The 19,894-nt window shown below is 34.3% G+C and carries 18 protein-coding genes, 1 pseudogene and 2 other annotated features (1 of these 21 running past the window's edge); of the genes and pseudogenes, 5 read left to right on the forward strand and 14 right to left on the reverse strand.

Features of this window, described 5'->3' with window-relative positions:
• Positions 1 to 90 (reverse strand) — a binding site (T-box leader) (it extends 152 nt beyond the left edge of the window).
• 207 nt (positions 91 to 297) lie between these two features.
• Positions 298 to 534, forward strand: coding sequence for a hypothetical protein (locus PLX19_RS20935; protein ID WP_272190766.1), 237 nt, complete (start codon positions 298 to 300; stop codon positions 532 to 534).
• 236 nt (positions 535 to 770) lie between these two features.
• On the opposite strand, the gene PLX19_RS20940 is transcribed toward PLX19_RS20935, so the two are convergent.
• Positions 771 to 3,026 (reverse strand): GW domain-containing glycosaminoglycan-binding protein, encoded by a 2,256-nt coding sequence (locus tag PLX19_RS20940; RefSeq protein ID WP_272190767.1) that lies wholly within the window; start codon positions 3,024 to 3,026, stop codon positions 771 to 773.
• Between the two features lie 727 nt (positions 3,027 to 3,753).
• Between PLX19_RS20940 and PLX19_RS20950 the strand changes: the two genes are divergently transcribed.
• The gene (locus PLX19_RS20950; protein WP_272190768.1) at positions 3,754 to 4,443 is read left to right on the forward strand and encodes a YjjG family noncanonical pyrimidine nucleotidase; all 690 of its coding nucleotides are present in this window, start codon (positions 3,754 to 3,756) and stop codon (positions 4,441 to 4,443) included.
• A 60-nt stretch (positions 4,444 to 4,503) separates the two neighbouring features.
• On the opposite strand, the gene argS is transcribed toward PLX19_RS20950, so the two are convergent.
• From argS to PLX19_RS20995, 9 genes are all read right to left on the reverse strand, one after another.
• Positions 4,504 to 6,192, reverse strand: coding sequence for an arginine--tRNA ligase (argS, locus tag PLX19_RS20955; RefSeq protein WP_272190769.1), 1,689 nt, complete (start codon positions 6,190 to 6,192; stop codon positions 4,504 to 4,506).
• Positions 6,193 to 6,241: 49 nt separating this feature from the next.
• Positions 6,242 to 6,457 (reverse strand) — a binding site (T-box leader).
• A 40-nt stretch (positions 6,458 to 6,497) separates the two neighbouring features.
• Positions 6,498 to 7,274, reverse strand: coding sequence for a class I SAM-dependent methyltransferase (locus PLX19_RS20960; RefSeq protein WP_272190770.1), 777 nt, complete (start codon positions 7,272 to 7,274; stop codon positions 6,498 to 6,500).
• A gap of 45 nt (positions 7,275 to 7,319) precedes the next feature.
• Positions 7,320 to 7,754 carry a BrxA/BrxB family bacilliredoxin gene (locus PLX19_RS20965; protein ID WP_272190771.1) on the reverse strand — a complete coding sequence of 145 codons (435 nt, stop codon included), beginning with the start codon at positions 7,752 to 7,754 and terminating at the stop codon, positions 7,320 to 7,322.
• Positions 7,755 to 7,838: 84 nt separating this feature from the next.
• A complete protein-coding gene (locus PLX19_RS20970) occupies positions 7,839 to 8,222 on the reverse strand; it encodes a thiol-disulfide oxidoreductase DCC family protein (protein ID WP_272190772.1) in 384 nt (127 codons plus the stop codon).
• 5 nt (positions 8,223 to 8,227) lie between these two features.
• Positions 8,228 to 9,355 (reverse strand): conserved virulence factor C family protein, encoded by a 1,128-nt coding sequence (locus PLX19_RS20975; RefSeq protein ID WP_272190773.1) that lies wholly within the window; start codon positions 9,353 to 9,355, stop codon positions 8,228 to 8,230.
• 63 nt (positions 9,356 to 9,418) lie between these two features.
• Positions 9,419 to 9,757, reverse strand: coding sequence for a single-stranded DNA-binding protein (locus tag PLX19_RS20980; protein ID WP_090995014.1), 339 nt, complete (start codon positions 9,755 to 9,757; stop codon positions 9,419 to 9,421).
• 160 nt (positions 9,758 to 9,917) lie between these two features.
• Positions 9,918 to 10,649, reverse strand: coding sequence for a Bax inhibitor-1/YccA family protein (locus PLX19_RS20985; protein WP_272190774.1), 732 nt, complete (start codon positions 10,647 to 10,649; stop codon positions 9,918 to 9,920).
• Positions 10,650 to 10,724: 75 nt separating this feature from the next.
• Entirely contained in the window at positions 10,725 to 12,617 is a 1,893-nt protein-coding gene (locus PLX19_RS20990; protein WP_272190775.1) for an ABC-F family ATP-binding cassette domain-containing protein, read from the reverse strand.
• On the reverse strand, positions 12,614 to 13,261 hold the full coding sequence (locus PLX19_RS20995; protein ID WP_272190776.1) for an HD domain-containing protein: 648 nt from the start codon (positions 13,259 to 13,261) through the stop codon (positions 12,614 to 12,616). The genes PLX19_RS20990 and PLX19_RS20995 overlap by 4 nt, the downstream gene beginning before the upstream one ends.
• A gap of 130 nt (positions 13,262 to 13,391) precedes the next feature.
• On the opposite strand from PLX19_RS20995, the pseudogene PLX19_RS21000 reads away from it, so the two are divergent.
• Positions 13,392 to 13,724, forward strand: a pseudogene (locus PLX19_RS21000) (hypothetical protein); the annotation flags it as partial.
• A gap of 488 nt (positions 13,725 to 14,212) precedes the next feature.
• Here the strand turns inward: PLX19_RS21000 and PLX19_RS21005 are convergent.
• Positions 14,213 to 14,410 (reverse strand): hypothetical protein, encoded by a 198-nt coding sequence (locus tag PLX19_RS21005; protein WP_272190855.1) that lies wholly within the window; start codon positions 14,408 to 14,410, stop codon positions 14,213 to 14,215.
• Between the two features lie 783 nt (positions 14,411 to 15,193).
• Positions 15,194 to 15,415: a hypothetical protein gene (locus PLX19_RS21010; protein ID WP_272190778.1), complete on the reverse strand. Its 222-nt coding sequence runs from the start codon at positions 15,413 to 15,415 to the stop codon at positions 15,194 to 15,196.
• A 166-nt stretch (positions 15,416 to 15,581) separates the two neighbouring features.
• Here PLX19_RS21010 and PLX19_RS21015 point away from each other — a divergent pair, with 166 nt between their 5' ends.
• Positions 15,582 to 16,088 carry a hypothetical protein gene (locus tag PLX19_RS21015; protein WP_272190779.1) on the forward strand — a complete coding sequence of 169 codons (507 nt, stop codon included), beginning with the start codon at positions 15,582 to 15,584 and terminating at the stop codon, positions 16,086 to 16,088.
• Here the strand turns inward: PLX19_RS21015 and PLX19_RS21020 are convergent.
• Entirely contained in the window at positions 16,075 to 16,617 is a 543-nt protein-coding gene (locus PLX19_RS21020) for a DinB family protein (protein WP_272190781.1), read from the reverse strand. The two genes, PLX19_RS21015 and PLX19_RS21020, sit on opposite strands and share 14 nt — an antisense overlap.
• 305 nt (positions 16,618 to 16,922) lie before the next feature.
• Here PLX19_RS21020 and PLX19_RS21025 point away from each other — a divergent pair, with 305 nt between their 5' ends.
• Positions 16,923 to 17,681 (forward strand): excalibur calcium-binding domain-containing protein, encoded by a 759-nt coding sequence (locus PLX19_RS21025; RefSeq protein ID WP_272190782.1) that lies wholly within the window; start codon positions 16,923 to 16,925, stop codon positions 17,679 to 17,681.
• 125 nt (positions 17,682 to 17,806) lie between these two features.
• On the opposite strand, the gene PLX19_RS21030 is transcribed toward PLX19_RS21025, so the two are convergent.
• Positions 17,807 to 19,726: an LTA synthase family protein gene (locus PLX19_RS21030; RefSeq protein WP_272190783.1), complete on the reverse strand. Its 1,920-nt coding sequence runs from the start codon at positions 19,724 to 19,726 to the stop codon at positions 17,807 to 17,809.
• Positions 19,727 to 19,894: the final 168 nt, after the last annotated feature.

Raw genomic sequence — 19,894 nt, forward strand, 5'->3', positions numbered from 1 at the left:
TCAAATATATACCGAACACCGGCTTGCAGCAAGGCACCGGCTCTCTGGGGAACAGTGATATATTTTACTCGTTCTCGTCATCAGATTTGTATACTTTTATTAACAGTTATTTTATTCCAACACAACACCAATTGTCAATTAATTTAGAATTTTTTCTGAGTTGAATTTATTTTATTTTTATCTTTACTACTTTTTTTATTCTACATCTTTAAGAACGTTACACGAATAACAGCATGTCGCATGGTTAAACTACTGAAAGAACCAAACATGGTTATTATCAGGAAAAGTGGTGTTTTTATGTCGGACTTTTTAGAACCAATCGAATACGAAACAGGTACTGCGATTCAAACCTTCAGCATTATAGAAACGAACGTTACTACTGATGGATATGAGGTTCTGTTGAATATTGATTTAGACAGTGGTTACGAATTAGATAATGTGAAAATGCAGATTACCAATGAAGAATTAGCAGGATACGAAACAACCGATATCCATGAAGGAGTAAAATATGCATTAGGATTTTTTGATAATTAAATATATGATATTTTTATTTCCTCATTAGCCCCCTAATAAATTTGGACACCTACTAAGAGTAGTTTTTGCTTGAGATAACCAAACAAGGGGGCATTTATTTGGCCATAAAGAAGGCATTCTATAGAAACACCTTAACGAAATTTATTATGTTGAAATACTTATTGAAACCAACCTTTTTTTGTTTTTATACATCCATATAAAAAGGTAGAGTTATTCTTTAAACTCTACCCAATACTTTAATATGAAATAGCTCGTCTATTTTGTGTAGACCAATTGTTATAAAAGTCAGACCAATACATAGAAGCATTTTTCTCACCAGTCCAAGGATCGTTATAATAAAAATAGTTTTCATCATACCCTACAAGCGTAATAGCATGGACTGTAAAACCATGCATAGTCATCCAAACGACAACAGGTTTCCCGTCGTCTAAATTTCTTTTTATTTCTAAACCAGTTAGATTTATTGCACTACCAGTGTATTTACGTACTAAATCCATTAAAGCTGGAGGATATATAGTCCAACCTTTACCAAAAGGATTTCCTACAAAACCTTGATTTGGATCAAAACTAGAATACGGCATTTCGTATGCAAGTTGAACTTTATCTACATTCGCACCTGCATATTGTAACATCATCGTTACTGATGTTATCTCACAACCGGATACTAAATTTCTTGATGGAATATAAGGGTCACGTTGACTAATAATTGGTACATCCAAATATGGGTAAGTAGAACCTTTTACAACCGCTTTACTATCTATCCAATTTAAATTACCACTAGAATTTTTAAAACCATACCATGTTACACCGTTATAGTTTACAGATAATTTTACATTCAAGTTTTTATTAGTAAAGTCTGAAGCCGAACCTACATATGAAGCATTTTGCATTCCGTAAGGTCTAGTCCATACTGTATGACCTTGATTATTTTCTACATGATAAGTCTCATTCATTTCTATTATGTTAGATGCATTAGAAACTGTTTTAGAGTCAATCCAACCTAGTTCTTTACCGTCTACCATAAAATGATACCAAACTGTTTGTTCCCTAGTTAAACTACCAATTACTTTAATGGGTTTATTTACATAGTTATTTGCAGAACCAACATATTTAGCGTTCTCTTCACCATAAGGTAAAGTCCAAATTGCATGACCGTATGTATCTCCTAATAATACAGTTTTATTTTCATCATTAATCACAAGATTAGATAATGTTCTTGAATCAACCCAACCTAGTTCTTTATCCCCTAATTTGATTTTACTCCACACAACATTATTTTTCTTTACTTTTTGGATAACTTTAACTTGTTTAAAGCTATAATCACTAACTGATGCAATCCAGTTAGCACCATATTCTCCATATGGTACACTCCAAACACCGTCAGAAGGTTTTGCTGAACCACCAATTAGTACTGAACTGTTTTCGATAGGTAAATTTTCTAAGTCAGTTACAGCTTTATCACCATCTATCCAACCAATTACCCCTTTATCATTTTTAACTTGATACCAGTTTGTAACTCCCTTTTTAACTGTCTTTATTACTTGTAATGTTTGATAAGCATAAACATTAGTAGAACCTATGTATTGAGCACCCATCACACCATAAGGTTTTGACCATATCCCATTACCGTTGGTCGTTCCAATTGTTACAGAGAAATTAACAGGTTTTACCCCATCTTTGTCCAATGCCTTTGAATCAACCCAACCTATTACTTTACCCTCTACACTAAATTGATACCAAGTTGTATCTCCAAACATTGCTTTTTCGATTAATTTAATGTTATCGTATGCATATTTATCTGAAGTATCTACATAGATTGCACCCTTAACGCCATATGGTAAAGACCAAATGCCATTATTATATGTCGCACCCATTATAGCGTCTTGATTTATTTCTTGTATGTTCGATAATTTACTTAATACTTTACTATCTAACCAACCTATTGTTTTACCATCTATACTAAATTGATACCAAGTTGCATTGTTTACTATCATTTTTTGAATCAGTTGAACTGATTTTCCTGCATACTTATTAGTAGAATCAATATAGTTTGCACCTTGTAATCCATATGGTACAGACCAAATACCATTACCCTGTGAAAACTCAATAATTTGAGTCTCTTGTACATTTGTTGTGCTAGGTTGTGAGTTAGATGATTTAGCACTGTTATCTTGTTGACTATTTGATTCTACATCTATACCTTGTACATTTTCTGATTTAATATTACTATCTTGTGGGTTTTGCGGATTATTCGATTTCACTCCGTCAGTTTGTAAATTATCTGTTGTAAAACTATTATCTTGTAAATTATTTGATTTAATATCTTTACTTTGTAAGTTATCACCAACTTGATTATCTTGTACTTTTATATTGTTAGATTGTAAGTTTTCAGCTTTTATAAACGTTGGTTCTGATAAAAATAAACATATCCCAGTTACTCCTATTACCGCAACTGATTTGCTACATACCTTTAACGTGTTACTTTTACTCATTATTCTTATCCCCTATTAAATTTATAAGTTAAGTTGATTTGTTGTTGTTTTATTCGAATCTCTAAAGAGTATAAAATATTTTGTATAAATGAACAAAGACGTATAAAAGAAGACTTTTTCTTCGTAGAATTGATCTCCCCCCACCAAATTCACAGAAAAGGATCTTTCCTATAAATCAGTTTACATCAAAAATTACTAAACCACTAGTCCAAAAACAAGATATTACAGTGATTTTCATGAGCACTTAGAAAAAGTAGTGAATACACTACTAGTAGCAGAATTAAAAGCGTTTTTATACTATGAAAAATATAATCGTATTGTTTCCAATTCGCGCAATATACATAATAGTTTTTGTGCCAAAGCTACGGCACTTCAGTCTACTATAAATGATTTAAATCCCTTTATTTTGGATTCAGAAACGACGAAGAGTTCTGCAAGCATATGATTAAAAGTTCATATGGATTGAGAAAAAATAACCTCGTTCCTTTGAATGTTATCTTCTCTTAAAAGCTTAATGTGTTTCTCTTACCCCACGCTTAATAGGACATTTGTCATATACAACACTTTATAAATACTGTATTTTATAAAGTGTTGTAAAATCATAGAAGGTATTTTGTGTAAAACCTAGCCTTTGCGCTTTGATGTATAAAGGTATCTTAAATGAGTACGTTGATAAGACTTTTTATAAAAGGCGGCTACAAAAACTAACTATATTTGGAGGATTACTATGAAGTACGAAGTTATAATATTTGATGCAGATGAGACGTTATTTGACTTTAAAAAATCAGAAAAGGACGCTCTTAAAAATACGATGCTGGCATGTAATATAGAATATGATGAAAGTTATCATTTGAAAGTATACAAGTCTATCAATACAGCCATATGGAAAGAGTTAGAGGATGGAGTTATTACTCAGAAAAAATTAAATGTTGAAAGATTTAAACGGTTATCAAATCAATTAGATGATGAATTTGACGAAGTTGAATTCGCACAATTATATATGAAACATTTATCTAATGCATCTTTTTTATATGATGAGAGTATAGACCTTGTAGAGAGTCTACATCAAGACTATAAACTTTCTATCATTACCAATGGTCTTAAAGATGTTCAAGATAATAGAATCCGGAAATCTGTTGTAGCAAAATATTTTGAAGATATAGTAGTTTCTGAGGATGTTCATGTATCAAAGCCAGATTCTAAAATATTTGAATACGCTTTAAACAAATTAAAACATACTGACAAGAGCAAGGTATTGATGGTAGGCGATAGCTTAACTTCTGATATACAAGGTGGAATCAATTTCGGTATCGATACATGCTGGTTTAACCCTAATCAAATCGTAAATACATCTGACTTAAAACCCACTTATGAGATTTCAAATTTGCTGGATCTTAAAAACATACTAAAAAGATGAATATATACAAAGAAGAGAAAGGAATTGATTCATATTAAATCCCTTTCTCTTTTACGTCTGTTACATCTCCTCAGGCGCTTCCACCCCAAGTAAACGCAAACCTTCTTTTAACACAACTGCCACCGCATATACGAGTGCAAGTCTGCTTTCTCTCTCTGCATTTTCTTCTAAAATACGAACATTTCCGTAATATTTATTAAACGCTTGCGCTACGTCTAATAAATATTTCGCAATATGAGATGGCTCATATTTGGCAAACGCTGTTTCAATGACTTGCGGAAAACGATGCAACAGTTTTATAACGGTCCAGCTTATATCGTCTGTTAACTGTAACTCTTGTTTTTCAATATCGATATCGCTTTTTTTCAATAACGAACAAGTACGTGCATGTGTGTATTGTACATATGGCCCTGTTTCTCCTTCGAATTTCAACATATTTTCAAGTGAAAATTCGATATTATGCATGCGTTCATTTTTCAAATCATGGAAAATAACTGCGCCAACCCCGACCTGTCTTGCTACTTCATCTTTGTTCTTTAAGTTCGGATTCTTCTCTTCAATATTTTGCTTTGCTAGTGTAATTGCTTCTTCTAACACTTCTTCCAGTAAAACAACTTTTCCTTTACGAGTAGACATTTTCTTACCGTCTTTTAAAATAAGTCCGAATGGAACATGAGACATACCTTCTACCCACTGGAATCCTAATTTCTTTAGTACAGTGAAAAATTGTGAGAAATGTAAGCTTTGTTCATCTCCAACGACATATAGTGCTTTATCAAAATTATACGTGTTTTGACGATATAGTGCAGCCGTTAAATCACGCGTTGCATAGAGTGTAGCACCATCTGACTTTTTAATTAAACATGGCGGCATTCCTTCTGCTTCTAAATTAACAACTTGTGCTCCGTCTGATTCTTCTAGTAAACCCTTTTCCTCTATAAGCGTAACGAAATCATCCATCTTATCATTGTAAAATGCTTCTCCTTGAAAATTAGAGAATTCTACGCCAAGCAGCTCATAAATGCGAGAGAACTCTTTTAACGATTCGTGACGAAACCAGTTCCACAAATATACCGCTTCTTCATTGCCATCTTCTAGCTTCTTAAACCATGCACGCCCTTCTTCTTCGAGCTCTGGATACTCTTTTACTTCTTCATGAAAGTGTACGTACAACTTAAATAACTCACGAATCGGATCTTCTCTAACAAACTCTTCATCGCCCCATTTTTTATAAGCAGTAATGAGCTTACCAAACTGTGTTCCCCAGTCCCCAACGTAGTTAATGCCTACAACTTCATAACTACATTTTTCACATATATGTTTTAATGCATTTCCAATCATTGTAGAACGTAAATGTCCCATCGAAAACGGCTTAGCTATATTAGGAGATGAATAGTCAATTACAACCGTTTTTTCTTGGCCAAAGTGCAGCTGTCCATATTCATCTTTTTCATCTAGTATTGCATTCAACACTTCATTACTTACAGTTTGACGATCAAAGAACACATTTACATATGGTCCAACCGCTTCTACTTTTATAAAAAATGGGTGAGATAATTTATTCACCAATTCCTGTGCAATAACTGCTGGTGCTTTTTTATATTGTTTTGCTAATGTGAAACAAGGAAATGCTGCATCTCCAAACTCATCTTGCTTTGGTGTTTCAACTAAAGCTACAATTTGTTCTAATGATAAACCTGGTTCTAATACGTCGAATACATGCTGTGCGAACTTCATTTTATATTCCATCAGTATCTTCCTCCTTTTTATCAATAAAAAAACTCGCCTCTTTTCTAAAAAAAGAGACGAGTTTACACCCGTGGTACCACCCTTGTTGTTCATTATGAACCACTTTCCCGTTTATAACGAGGTTAGGGAGCCCCGGCTTACTCTACTACACTGTTCAAGCAGCATCTCCGAAGTGCGCTTCATTATTTTCTCTGCACTAGGCTTTCACCATCCCTAGCTCGCTTTTGCTTCTGAAAATAATTACTCTCTTCATCCAAGATTTCCTATAAAATTTATTATAATCTATTATACATCTTGCCAAATAATTAGCAAGTTTCAATTACACCAAAATGAAATTTTGCGCTTTTTCGTTTATAGACAAAGAAGTTATGTTTTTCAAAACGCATACTGCGAAAATGATCCTTTAACACAACACGTTTTCGCGCTACACGCTTAACCTCTTTCATTGTTTCATCCGTAATATCGTTGTACAACGCAAAATGTTTTAAACCACGAATACCATCTGATTCTAATACCGTTTCTTCAAACATCGGATCTAAATATACTACATCGTAGCTATGATCTTTACATTGCTGTAAAAAAGATAAGTGTTCCGTATTCTTAACTGTAATTCGCTGCATTGCTTCGTTCATTTCTGTTACACTTGTATCCCACTGCTGAAGACCTTTTTCAATCAAATATGCCATATAGCAATTACCTTCTAATCCAGTGATTTCTCCCGCTTCTCCTACAGCATAACTTGCCACAATGCTATCAGATGCCATACCGAGTGTGCAATCTAACACTTTCATCCCTTCTTCTAGCTGCGCGGCTTGCAGAAACGGATCATGTTCACCGCGCATTAATCGTTTCACGCGAAACATAGCTGAATTCGGATGAAAAAAGAACGATTCTTCCGTTCCTTGCGGATAAATTGCTAATCGGTTTTTCTGGGCAACAAGTATATCTTGTTTATATTGTTCATGTAATTCATAAATAGGACGGTCATTTCTCACAAGAAAAGAACTTTGCAAGTCGGTTGCTATTTTTTTTGCATATGCGGTCATTTCTTTATTTGTTCGGCCTGCTGTCGTTACAATCATTCTGTCACCTCATTACAAAGAAAAAGGGAGAAAATCTCTCCCTTTTTAGCAATGCTTTTCAAAAGCTTGTTCTAAGTTGTGAATAATCTCTTCCATTGTTGCACCTTCAATTTCATGACGATGAATAAAGTGAACAACTTCTTTTCCTTTTAATAGTGCCATTGATGGTGAAGATGGCGGGATATCATCAAAGTAAGAGCGCATCATCGCTGTTGCTTCTTTATCTTGACCTGCAAATACAGTGACAAGATTGTCAGGTTGCTTCTCAGAACGTACAACCGCTTGACCAGCTGATGGACGTGCTAATCCTGCCGCACAACCACAAACAGAGTTCACAACAACTAATGTTGTCCCTTCTGCATTTTCCATGTATTCTTGTACATCTTCTGCTGTTGTTAATTCTTTAAATCCCGAGCGTACTAACTCTTGACGCATCGGAATTACCATTTGGCGCATATATTCTTCGTATGCATTTGTCATGTTACCAATCTCTCCTTCAACTTTCATTCCAGATTCATCATATCACGCTCTAATACTAGACGCAAAAGAAACATGTTGACTTTCTTATTTTTTCCTTTGGATTTCACAAGCACCATTTTTACAATGTCCAACAGGAACAATTTCTCTCTTTGTCGCAATATAATCATATAAGACGTGACCAAACCCGAAAAGAATCGATAGTTTAATAAAAGGTACGATTGCCCAGTATGCAGGAATTCTTTTCGCTAAGACATATATACTTTGAATCCCTTTATACCAGCGGGCATCCTTATAAATGTATAAATGTTGTTCCATGTTTTGCTGCATCTCTTCTGATAAACAATAGTGCCGAACAATTTCATCTTCACGAAAAGAAACAAATGTTATTTTTCCCTTTTTATCTAGTTCCTTCGTTCGATTTGCAACCTTTGTACACATCGGACACCAACTATCGTAAAAGACAATCATAGTTATTATTCTCCTTTTCGGTACTCTGTCATTTGCTTCCAAACAGAACCTTTTGCTTCTTCACCGCCCTCAATGCGTTCAAGTGCTAAACGCGCTTGCATTGCTACTTCAAATTCCGGATCCTCTTGTGCTACGCGAAGTGCTGGGATTGCACTTTCATCACCAATTTCAAATAGAAACATTGCCGCGCGCCAGCGTACAAGTTTACTTGAATCTTTTAATGTCTTAATCATCACAAACATTGCTGCAGGGTCACCGATATCTGATAAGCAATCACCTGCTGTGCGGCGTACACTGACTGATTTATCTAATAATGCCTTATAGAGTAAAGGTAAGACACGATCCCCTTTAACCATTCCTAAATAAGCAGTTGCTAAGCGACGAATCGATACTTTTTCATCTTCTAACGCTTTCTCTAGTACAGGAATATCTTCTTCTGTCGGATCCATTTGTTCTAGTGCTGCATAGCGTTTTGTCCAATCAGAATCATTTATCATTTCCTCTGTTACTTTATATGGCTCACGCTTTGTAATCGTTACTTCTACCTCTCCTGCTTGTTGTAATAATTCTTGGACAATCGCATCTACACGATCGGCTGGATATGCCGCAACAACCTCTTCCACAACTTCTTTTCCAATCTCTTCAAAACTACCATAACGCGTACTTTGCTCCACCCATTTACGCTCTTTCACAACATTTGGCGCTGACATTTGCACTTTCATAATTGCTTCCTTAAAACGATCTGGTAACCCTACACGTTCCTCAGTTGTACCATCTGTTAGTTTCACTTGCATTGGAATGGTAAAGAACATTTGAATAAACACTTTCACTTCACCAAAATGGGCATTTTGCTCTTGTTCACTCTCTGTTACGACTTCTTCACCAAAGACTGCGCGAACTTGCTGTAAAATATGTTTCCAGTCATATTTCGCATTACGCTCTACTGCTAAAAAGTCCGCTACATGATATACACCTTTTACACCTTCAATTTGCAAAATTTGCTGTACTCTCTCTGGAGCCTCTATTACATTATTACGCGTATAATTGTTACGTGCTCCTGCTGGTAATACTTCATTTAAAATAACCTTCATTGTATTTGGGCTCGGTGTCGGTTCAATTCCTTTAATCTTCACGTAAATTGTCTCTCCTTTATTGCTGTTCTTAGCTGTATTGTAACATGTTCTTAAATAAGACTCCTACTGAGGTGCTTGCTCTTTTTTCTTCTCTAAAAATGTAATTCTTTCAATCACAACTTCTGTCTTATATATTCTCTTACCGCTCTCATTATTATATTGACTCGTATGAATATGTCCTGTTATACCAACAAGTTCCCCTTTTTTACAGTACATCGTTACATTTTCCGCTGATTTCCGCCAAATCATGCAATGAATAAAATCTGCTTGTTGCTCTCCTAAACTGTTACGAAATCCTCTATTTACCGCAACACATATACGTGCATAAGCAATTCCTTGTTTTGTATAGAATAACTCTGGATCTTTTGTTAATCTGCCAATTAACGCAACTCGATTCATCATACGGTTCATGCCACCTCTTCGTTTTTTCTTTATTGTAGAAAAAACGAAACGTGTAGTAAAAAATGTAAAAAATTATTTTTTACTACGAAAAGCCAACTTTCTCTCTATAAAATTTCAAAAAGAAATCCTGCATGATACAATCATGCAGGATTTTAGTACGTTAATCATTTTTTACAAAATAAGAAACGAAACGTAAAATTTCTAAGTATAACCAAACTAATGTCATCATTAAACCCATCGCACCGTACCACTCCATATATTTTGGAGCGCCTCCGCGTGCACCGCCTTCAATGAAATCAAAGTCTAACATTAAGTTTAATGCAGCAACAACAATTACAACTGCGCTGACAATCATACCAATTGTTCCACCTTGATGTAAAAATGGAACTGGTACGCCAAATAGTTGTAAAACTAAAACGATTAAATACATAATCGCAATTCCAAACGTCGCTGCCATCACACCCGTACGAAACTTATCTGTCACCTTCACAACACGCGTTGCATATAACACTAACATTGCTAGTAAAATAGAAACTGTTAATAATACTGCGTGTAAAATAATATAATCACCAAATTTCATTGTATATACAGCAGAAATACTTCCTAATACAATCCCTTCTACTGCTGCATAAATCGGTGCTGTAATCGGTGAAATACGCGGTACAAAGATCGATACAAATGCAATAATTGCCGCAATAATTAAAGCACCAATTAACACTGGCATTTGCATTTTATTTTGTATCATCTGCATATATGCGTACACTGACGTTCCTAATAACAAAATAAGCATAATGAACGTTTTCGCAACTGCACCACCGACTGTCATCGCTGAAGTGCTTACGCCTTCTTTACGAAACGCATCTTTTTTTAACATTGGATTAGATGTGCGCATGATTTCCCTCCTAAAATAGTTTCTACCAATAGTGTAAAGATTTTCCCTTTACATTTCAACATATGCGGCTTGTTTTTACTTTAATCCTTCAACAATGTCAGATAATTCACTCCAACGCTCCATTGTCTGTTCTAATTCTTCTTCTGTTCGCTGCTGCTCTTCAGAGAGTTGCTGTGCTTTCGTATAATCAGCACCCACTTTTTCTAATTCTTCTGTAATACTTTCAATTTTCGCTTCTAATTCTGCAATCTTATCTTCAATCGTTTCCCATTCACGCTGTTCATTATAGGAAAGCTTACGTTTCCTTTGTTGTTTTGGCGCTTCTTCTACTTTCTTTTCTTTCTGAACTTCTGCTTTTAACAGTGCTTCTTGTGCTTTTTTCTCATCTAAATAATCGCTATAGCTGCCAAAGAAGATGCGAACGTTTCCGTTCCCTTCAAATACAAACAGTTCTTCTGTAATTTTATCAAGGAAGTATCGATCATGCGATACAGTAAGGACAACACCAGGAAACTCTTCTAAATAATCTTCAAGCACTGTTAGTGTTTGCGTATCCAAATCGTTCGTAGGCTCATCTAAAAGTAAAACATTCGGCTCTCCCATTAAAATACGCAATAAATATAATCTTCTTCTTTCACCACCTGATAATTTACTAAGCGGTGTACCATGTGTATGTGGCTCGAATAAGAAACGTTCTAACATTTGGGAAGCACTAATCGTTTTTCCATCTGTCGTATGAATCACTTCAGCTACTTCTTTAATATACTCAATCATACGCTGATTTAAATTCATATCTTCATTTTCTTGCGTATAATATGCGATTTTTACCGTTTGTCCAACCTCAATTTCACCGCTGTCTGGTGTAATTTTACCAGCAAGCATGTTTAATAGAGAAGATTTCCCGCTGCCATTCGCACCGATAATACCAATGCGATCTCCCGGTTTCACAATATATTGGAAATGTTGAAGAACAGTTTTATCACCAAATGTTTTTGTCACATCTTTTAATTCCAGTACTTTCTTTCCTAATCGGCTGCCTCCAAGCGCAATATCCACGTTTTGTTTTGCACTTGGTCCATCTTGCTGTTGCAATTCTTCAAAGCGCTGGATACGTGCCTTTTGCTTCGTAGAGCGCGCCTTCGCACCGCGGCGAATCCAAGCAAGCTCACGGCGATATAAGTTTTGGCGCTTTGCTTCCTGTGCCATTTCTTGTTCTTCTCGAAGTGCTTTCGCTTCTAAAAAAGCACCGTAATTTCCTTCATAGCTATATAACTTACCATTATCTAATTCAAAAATACGGTTCGTTACACGATCTAAAAAATATCGATCATGCGTAACAAGTAAAACAGAACCTGTATAACGTGATAAATATTCTTCTAGCCATTCTACTGTTTCATGGTCGAGATGGTTCGTCGGCTCGTCTAAAATTAATAAATCTGGTGTTTGAATGAAACATTGCGCCATCGCAACGCGTTTTTTCTGTCCACCCGATAAATTTCCTACTGCTGCAGAAAAATCAGTAATGCCGAGCTTCGTTAGCAATGATTTTGCATTTGCATTCGCTTCCCAAGCATTCATTGCATCCATACGCTGCTGCACTGCAAATAATGCCTCCTGCGCTTTTTCACTTGTTGGATTTTTTTCTAAGTTCAATAATGTTTGCTCATACTCACGAAGAAGACGAATTAACGGTGTATCCCCATGAAACACTTGCTCCAGTACAGTTAAATTTTCTTTAAAATCAGGTTGCTGTGATAAATAACTAATTGTATATCCACGTGTATGCGTCATTTCCCCTGTATCTGGAATTTCCACACCCGCAATAATTTTTAATAGCGTTGATTTCCCTGTTCCATTTACACCGATAATACCAGCACGCTGCCCTTCCGCAATACTAAAAGATAGACCATTAAATAATGGTTTGTCTCCATATGATTTCGATACATTTTCGACTGTTAACATTCTCATATTCGTGCATTCCACTCTTTCATAAATTGATCAATAAATTGTTCCATATAGCGATGACGCTCTTCTGCCTCTTCCTTCGCTGCAACTGTATTCATTAAATCTTTTAACTTTAACAGTTTTTCATAAAAATGATTTAGCGATGGTTCATCGTTTTTTCGATATTCTTCTTTCGTCATCGTTTCACGCGGTAGAATGTTTGGGTCATACAGTAAACGGCCCTTTGCCCCTCCATAAGCAAAAGTTCGTGCAATCCCGATTGCTCCAAGTGCATCAAGACGATCTGCATCTTGAACAATTTTACCTTCTAACGTTGCCACAGTTCCGCCGTTTCCACCTTTATAAGACATATTTGCAATAATATGAACAATATGCCGTGCCTCTTCTTGACGAACCCCTAATAGTTCAAGCCAATCCGTTACTTTCTTCATGCCAGTTTCTTCACTCTCATTTAACTTCTCATCTGCAACGTCGTGAAGTAAAGCCGCCATTTCAATAACAAAGCGATTCCCACCTTCTTTTTCAAACAATGCAATCGCTAATTTATGTACGCGTTCAACATGATACCAATCGTGACCACTTGCATCCTTTTCCAATATGCTTTTAACAAATGTAATCGTTTTTTCAATTTGTTCTTGTTTATTCATAATATCTTCACCCAATTTAATATTGTAACACGCTCTCATTTTTTCATCACATATTTTCTTGTCCGCCCATACTATATGCTGTAACTAGTATCTTGAAGGAGGAAAAAAAATGTTTTATAACTCGCAACAGCCTTATCCGCAGCAACCCTATTATCAATCACATCCTGATCAACAGCCATACTATCAATACAATCCACGTTTCCCTCAAGCCGGCCCTACAATGCCAACAGAACCAACTGAACAACAAATCCAACAATACGCTGCACAATTTCAACACTTAAAACAACCCGTATTAAGCCTCGTTAAACCTTGGGTAGAATATGGTGTAAAAGAAGCAAAATATACATCCGTATCACACGCAATGACAGAAATTGCTGCAATCACATACTTAATTGGAAAAGGTTACAATCCAACAGTTGCTCATTACATTGTTGAATCCTGGGAGAAGAATGAACAGTTTTAAATCTATTTATTTTGTAGCACATACAAACGATAAAAGTGCCAAAAAACCTTAAATATAGGGATTTTGGTGCTTTTTCTTTCTATAATCTATTTTATCACAAAAATATTCCCCATATTTTCCGTGCTCTTAATCCGTTTATTCGATAAATAATAAAACAGAATCTTACAAATAAAAAAGAGGACCCGATTTAGTGGATGCTCTCAATATGACAAAAGCACCCATATTGATGCTCTAACTTCTACTATCCTTTTAGCTAATCAACATATGATATGTGAAATTTTATTCTTTTCCTATTCACCTAATGTTGGTTTATATTTTGCACGTCGAACGATACGACATCAAGTGATTAAGATAAGAGCAAAAGCAAGCTTACAGAATGCTCCCTTTTATAAAATAAAAAAGACACCAATGACTATGCAGCAATTAAGCTACTGCTCTAATGATTTGGCGTCCTCTAGTTTTCCAGTCGGACTATATCCAATGATATTTTATATATTCCAAAGATCGCTATTAATATCACTATTATATTTGTATTCAACCTTTTCTTTTCCACACCTTTCACACTTATAAAAACTAGCTATCCCCATCTGCCCTGTTTTAAAATTTTCACTATCCTGCACTTTAACGAAGTTATATTTATGTTTACATTTAGGTTGTCTCTCCTTATTCATCCATTTCCCTAACATATAAGAATCACTCCCCTTGACAATATTCATTCTGCATTCTTATAACAAGAAGAGCCTCTAAAGAAATTTCAATCAATAAACACATTATTTTGTATCGTATTAAGCCTGTGATATACAAAAGGATTATTTTGTTTAAATTCCATTTACTATCTGCTAAAATTTAGGGAAAAAGCATCATATTAATAAAGGAGCACTCATGAAGCATACTTTAAACTTATTGTCTTTTATTTTTTCACTTATTTGTGTTGGGTTATTTATCCTATACATTGAAAGTAACTCAAGTTCTACTGAACAAGTGCTTTTTTTACTAATATTAACAGCAATAACCTTTATTTGTGGCCTTATAGGAATGGATACACCAGATACTGTGATAACAACGATTAGAAGCATAATCACAATCATACCTACATTGTTCTTACTTTTGTACTTAATATTAATAGTGTGTTTTATATATCTTTAATCGAATCGTAATTATTAAATTCATTTTTCAAGAAAGGATAAAGTAATGAGAAAGTATTTTGGTTTCATTTCAGTATTGTTAACTATTGTCGTATTTTTAAATCTATCATCTAAATATACAAACTTTTATATATTTTTTTATTACCTATATCAATCGTTTTAGCTGTTTTATCTCCAAAAAATATAGGAAAAAAATTTGCTGTTGCTATTTTAATAATTTTAAGTATTTTATATGCTTGCATATGCATTCTAGGTTTTATTATTAGTTGGGGATTAAGCTAAAGTATATTTAGCTAATCCTCTTTCTCCTAAATAAGGATTTTATTAAGCTTTGTTTAACCTATTTAAATTAATTGCTGATTCTATCCGATAGCTCACGATGAATTCCACGTTTACATTTTGTACCTGCTCTTCTGTATAATCGTAAAAATCCACGGCTACACGTTTTGCGAACCTCTCTGCATATTCATCCTCTTTTACAGGAACCGAAACTATAAAACTCATATGCTCGTTATATACATGGTACTGATAACTAGCGTTAGGCATCTCATCCTTCCTTTCTGTCAAATAACTATTTTGTTAAAATTCAGGCTAAACAATAATACACTATATTAGTTATTTATTGTTTCTAAAATAAATTAATTTAATAACATAAGAATAAGATATCTATTAAAAAGATTTTATCTTACTATTTTTTTAACACATAAGCGAGGTGATTTTGATAGAAAACATAGATCCAAAAAACAAAGATTTGTTCAATAATTCCCCATTTATGGATATCAATAAAATTATTCTTCCTCATTTGCCACCTGGACCTACCGGTTCTACCGGTGCCACTGGACCTGCCGGATTAGGCTTAACAAACTACCTATATACTTTTGATACTACTAACCAGTCAGTTGCAGTCGGTAGTAATGTTACCTTTAATACAAATGGGCCTATAATAGGAACTGCTTTTACTCATATAGCAGGTACTGGAAATATTATAATTAATACACTAGGAACATATTTAGCAGAATTTCAATTAATGGCCACTCGTGAAAATCAATTTTCCTTGGAGTTAAACGATACACCAATTTCAGGTGGAAGATATAGAACAGGTTCACCGCATGCCCTAAATCAAGGTATTGTCGCTTTTAAAGTAACAGCTATACCTTCAACATTAACTTTAGTAAACAATATTTCTTCAGCACCAAATTCATTAACTATTTCACCATAATTTTTTCAATGAGCTTATAATGATGCTCTTCATGTATCGCTAAAAGGTGAATACCTTGAATTAAGTTAGGGTAGTTGGCTAATGGATCAAAAAATATTATATGTCCAGCAATACCCTCTTCGATATTCTCAACCAATTCTTTCAATCTATTCGTCTCATTTAACAGTAATACCAATAGCTCTTCTTTATTCAAAGCATGACTCACTTTTTTCGGCGGCACTAAAATAAAAGGCGCTTTCATCCCTTTTCCATGCTTTTCTTTATATTCAGCATATATATCATGAATTTGATTTTGAAATGATTTCTTCCTTCTCATTTTTGCATACGGAATTAGAACAAAAGAAAGTTTTGTCGCAACTTTGAGCATTCTTGTAATCAAATATAAATGATATAAATGCTCTCCAATCGACCATTTTCCTTCTTTTTGATGCCATAGTTGCTCACTTGAAATATCTTCTATTTTTTGAAAGAAACAATGTCGCTGCTGTTGTAAAATTTGAAAATGGTGTAATATACTTTCAGATTTCATCTCATACTCCCTTCATTTTAACTCTAAATTTGATTCATATACATATATTGTAAAATTATACCACGATTATTTTTTGTAAACAAAACGAACAAACATGTTTTATAATATGAAACCACACTAACAAATCAAGCAATATATTTCCCAATTCCAACGCTTAAATTAACCTATTTTTATTTTGACAGAAAAAAACTACAGATACTTCCATATAAACATACTTATTTTTCTAACTATTACAGGATTACATGCGTTTTTCAGTATATTCTTATATAATCAATAAATAAAATCTTACAAATGGAGATATAAAAATGGCATTTTGGAACACAATCAGTACAATTTTATTTTTAGCTACTCTTATTCTACTAATTTTATGTTTTATTTCATTCTTTAAGAAAAACGGAAAAACAATAAAATTTGGTAGATTTGCAGTCATTTCTTTTATTATTTTTCTATTAATATCATTAACAAGTACTGCACATACTGATCACCCGATTCTAAATTTTTTCGCAAATATTTTTCTCATTATGTCTTTCTCCTTTCTAGTATTAGCTATTTTATCAATTTTTAAGAAAACAGGAATGGCTAAAAAACAATTTCTTCTCACTACGATTTTATTCGTATCTGCTGTTATACTAGGCAATATTGCAACTCCTTTTATTGAAAAACCAGTTGCTAAAGAAAAACAAGATACTTCTAAGAAAAAAGAAGAACAAAACGATAAAAAAAAGGAAGCAGATAAAGAAAAGACAGAGGCTGAAGAACAAGCTCGTAAACAACAAGAAGAACAACAACGCCAAGCTGAGGAACAAGCTCGTAAGCAACAAGAAGAACAACAACGCCAAGCTGAGGAACAAACTCGTAAGCAACAAGAAGAACAACAACGCCAGGCCGAGGAACAAGCTCGTAAACAACAACCACAAGCTGCTCCAGCTCAAAGCAATGAAAATGTATATTATAAAAATTGCTCAGAAGTAAAAGCTGCTGGAAAAGCCCCTTTACGTGCTGGTAATCCTGGCTACAGTAGTAAGTTAGATAGAGATGGTGATGGTATTGCATGTGAAAGATAATGTACATATGTAAAATTTTAAAATGCGATTTTGGGGCTTATATTCATCTCGGTGAAGTTTTTTACCAAGTATAAAATTAATGAATAACGAAACCCCCGATGCCTTCCCAGGCATCGGGGGTTTCGTTATTGTTTTTCTTCTTTAATAGCTGTTTTGATCGTTCCTGATTTTACCTTATTCCCATCAAAGAAGCGTAGCAAGTCACCTTGAATAATACTATCGGACATTTTCAATTCTGTCTGCGCTCGATCAATAAGTGCTTTCGCCTCTTGCTCTGGTACTTGAACGATTTGGCCATTTTGACGATTATAGAATGTGTTGTTGTAATAAATATATTTGTCTGTAATAAAGCTTCCATCACGTTCTACAACAAATGGTTTGCGTTCTGGTGAAAATAAATCATGACCAAACTCAATATCATTAGAAGTATCAACTCCTAATAAGTGAAGAATCGTCGGTTTTACGTCTACTTCACCAGCAGGAGCAGTCATTGTTTTCCCTTCTGTTTGACCTGGAACGTGAATAAATAATGGTGTACGTTGCAGTTGCATGTGGTCATATGGATTAATTTCATTTTTCCCTAAGAATTGTGCCATTGCACGATTATGATTATCTGAAATACCATAGTGATCACCGTAAAATACGATAACTGAGTTGTCATATATTCCTGTTTCTTTTAAGCGTTCAATAAAACGTTTTAAAGCTTCGTCTTCGTAACGTGCTGTAACAAAATAGTTATCTAAAGTCTCGTCACCTGAATTAAATGGTTCAATCATTTTAATGCTGTCATCATACGTAAACGGAAAATGATTCGTTAACGTAAGAAAACGAGTATAGAACGGCTGTTGTATCTTTTGTAATTTATCCACAGATTGATCAAAAAATTCTTTATCCTTTAATCCCCATCCTATTTTATTCTCTGGAGTAACTTTATAATCTAATTCATTGTAGAATCGATCATATCCTAAAGACGGATACATCATATTACGATTCCAGAACGTAGCGTTATTCGCATGGAATACAGCTGTATAATAGCCTTGCTGATGTAAAATTTCTGGAGTTGCCTCATATTCGTTTCCAGCATTCGTAAAGAATACAGAACCACGATCTAACGGATATAAAGAATTATCAATCATAAACTCGGCATCAGATGTTTTTCCTTGTCCTGTCTGATGATAAAAGTTTTCAAAATAATAACTTTCTTTTTTAAATTGGTTCAAAAACGGTGTAACTTCTTTTCCATTCACTTTAGAATCAATTAAAAACGACTGCGTTGATTCTAAAGAAACAACGATAACATTCTTTCCTTTTGCCATACCAAACATATTTGGGTCAGGCTTCGTGTTAACTGTTTTCATATAGTTCTCAGCTTCTTGAATTTTACTTCCATCCGCAAATACCTTTTGTGAACTTGTTTTTGCTTGTAATCCAAGATCGTATAATTGATGAACATATAATCCAAGGTTTTTCACAAGCATCACGCGGTCAAATGAACGAGTTAACAATTCAGGGCGTTCTTTTTCCGCAAAACTAAGGTTTACCATAAAAATGGCGATACAGATTAATAAATAAAGTGACTTCATAGAGCCAGAAACACGTTCTGTTTTTGCAAAGTTTGGCTTCTTTTTAGCAATGTAAAATAAAACGATAATATCTAAAAACATTAAGATAAATTTAACGTTTAACAACGCTTTGACACTAGATCCTAATCCATCCATATTCGATGTTTGCATTAGTACCGGAAGTGTAACAAAGTCATTATAAAAACCATAAAACATTACATTACCGATTAAGATAATGGTCATAATAAGGTTAATAACGATAGCTATATAATTCCGTTTCTGACCCTTTGCAAATAATGCAAGTCCCACTAACACTAAAGAAGACGCTAATGGACTAATAAACAGAATCCATTCTTGCATAGTAGATTCTAGCTTTAAATCAAAACTAGTTCGCGTAACAATATATGTTTTTAACCAAATCAAAACAGCGACTAATAACGGAAAGCGCATATTTTGAAATTGTTTTTTTAACGCTTCTTTCATTTTTCTCTCCCTCTCTGACTGAACAGCAGTAGTATAATACTTTTTCATTATATTTATGGCTTTTTTCTCACCGCCACATTGTATCGAATACATTTGTATTCCGTGTGAACTTTTTCTTTTTTTTTTTGTAAAATGAACACAGTAAAAAGAAGCTTTTCTATATGAGCA

This window comes from Bacillus sp. BP-3, from assembly GCF_028401955.1.
Taxonomy (GTDB): domain Bacteria; phylum Bacillota; class Bacilli; order Bacillales; family Bacillaceae_G; genus Bacillus_A.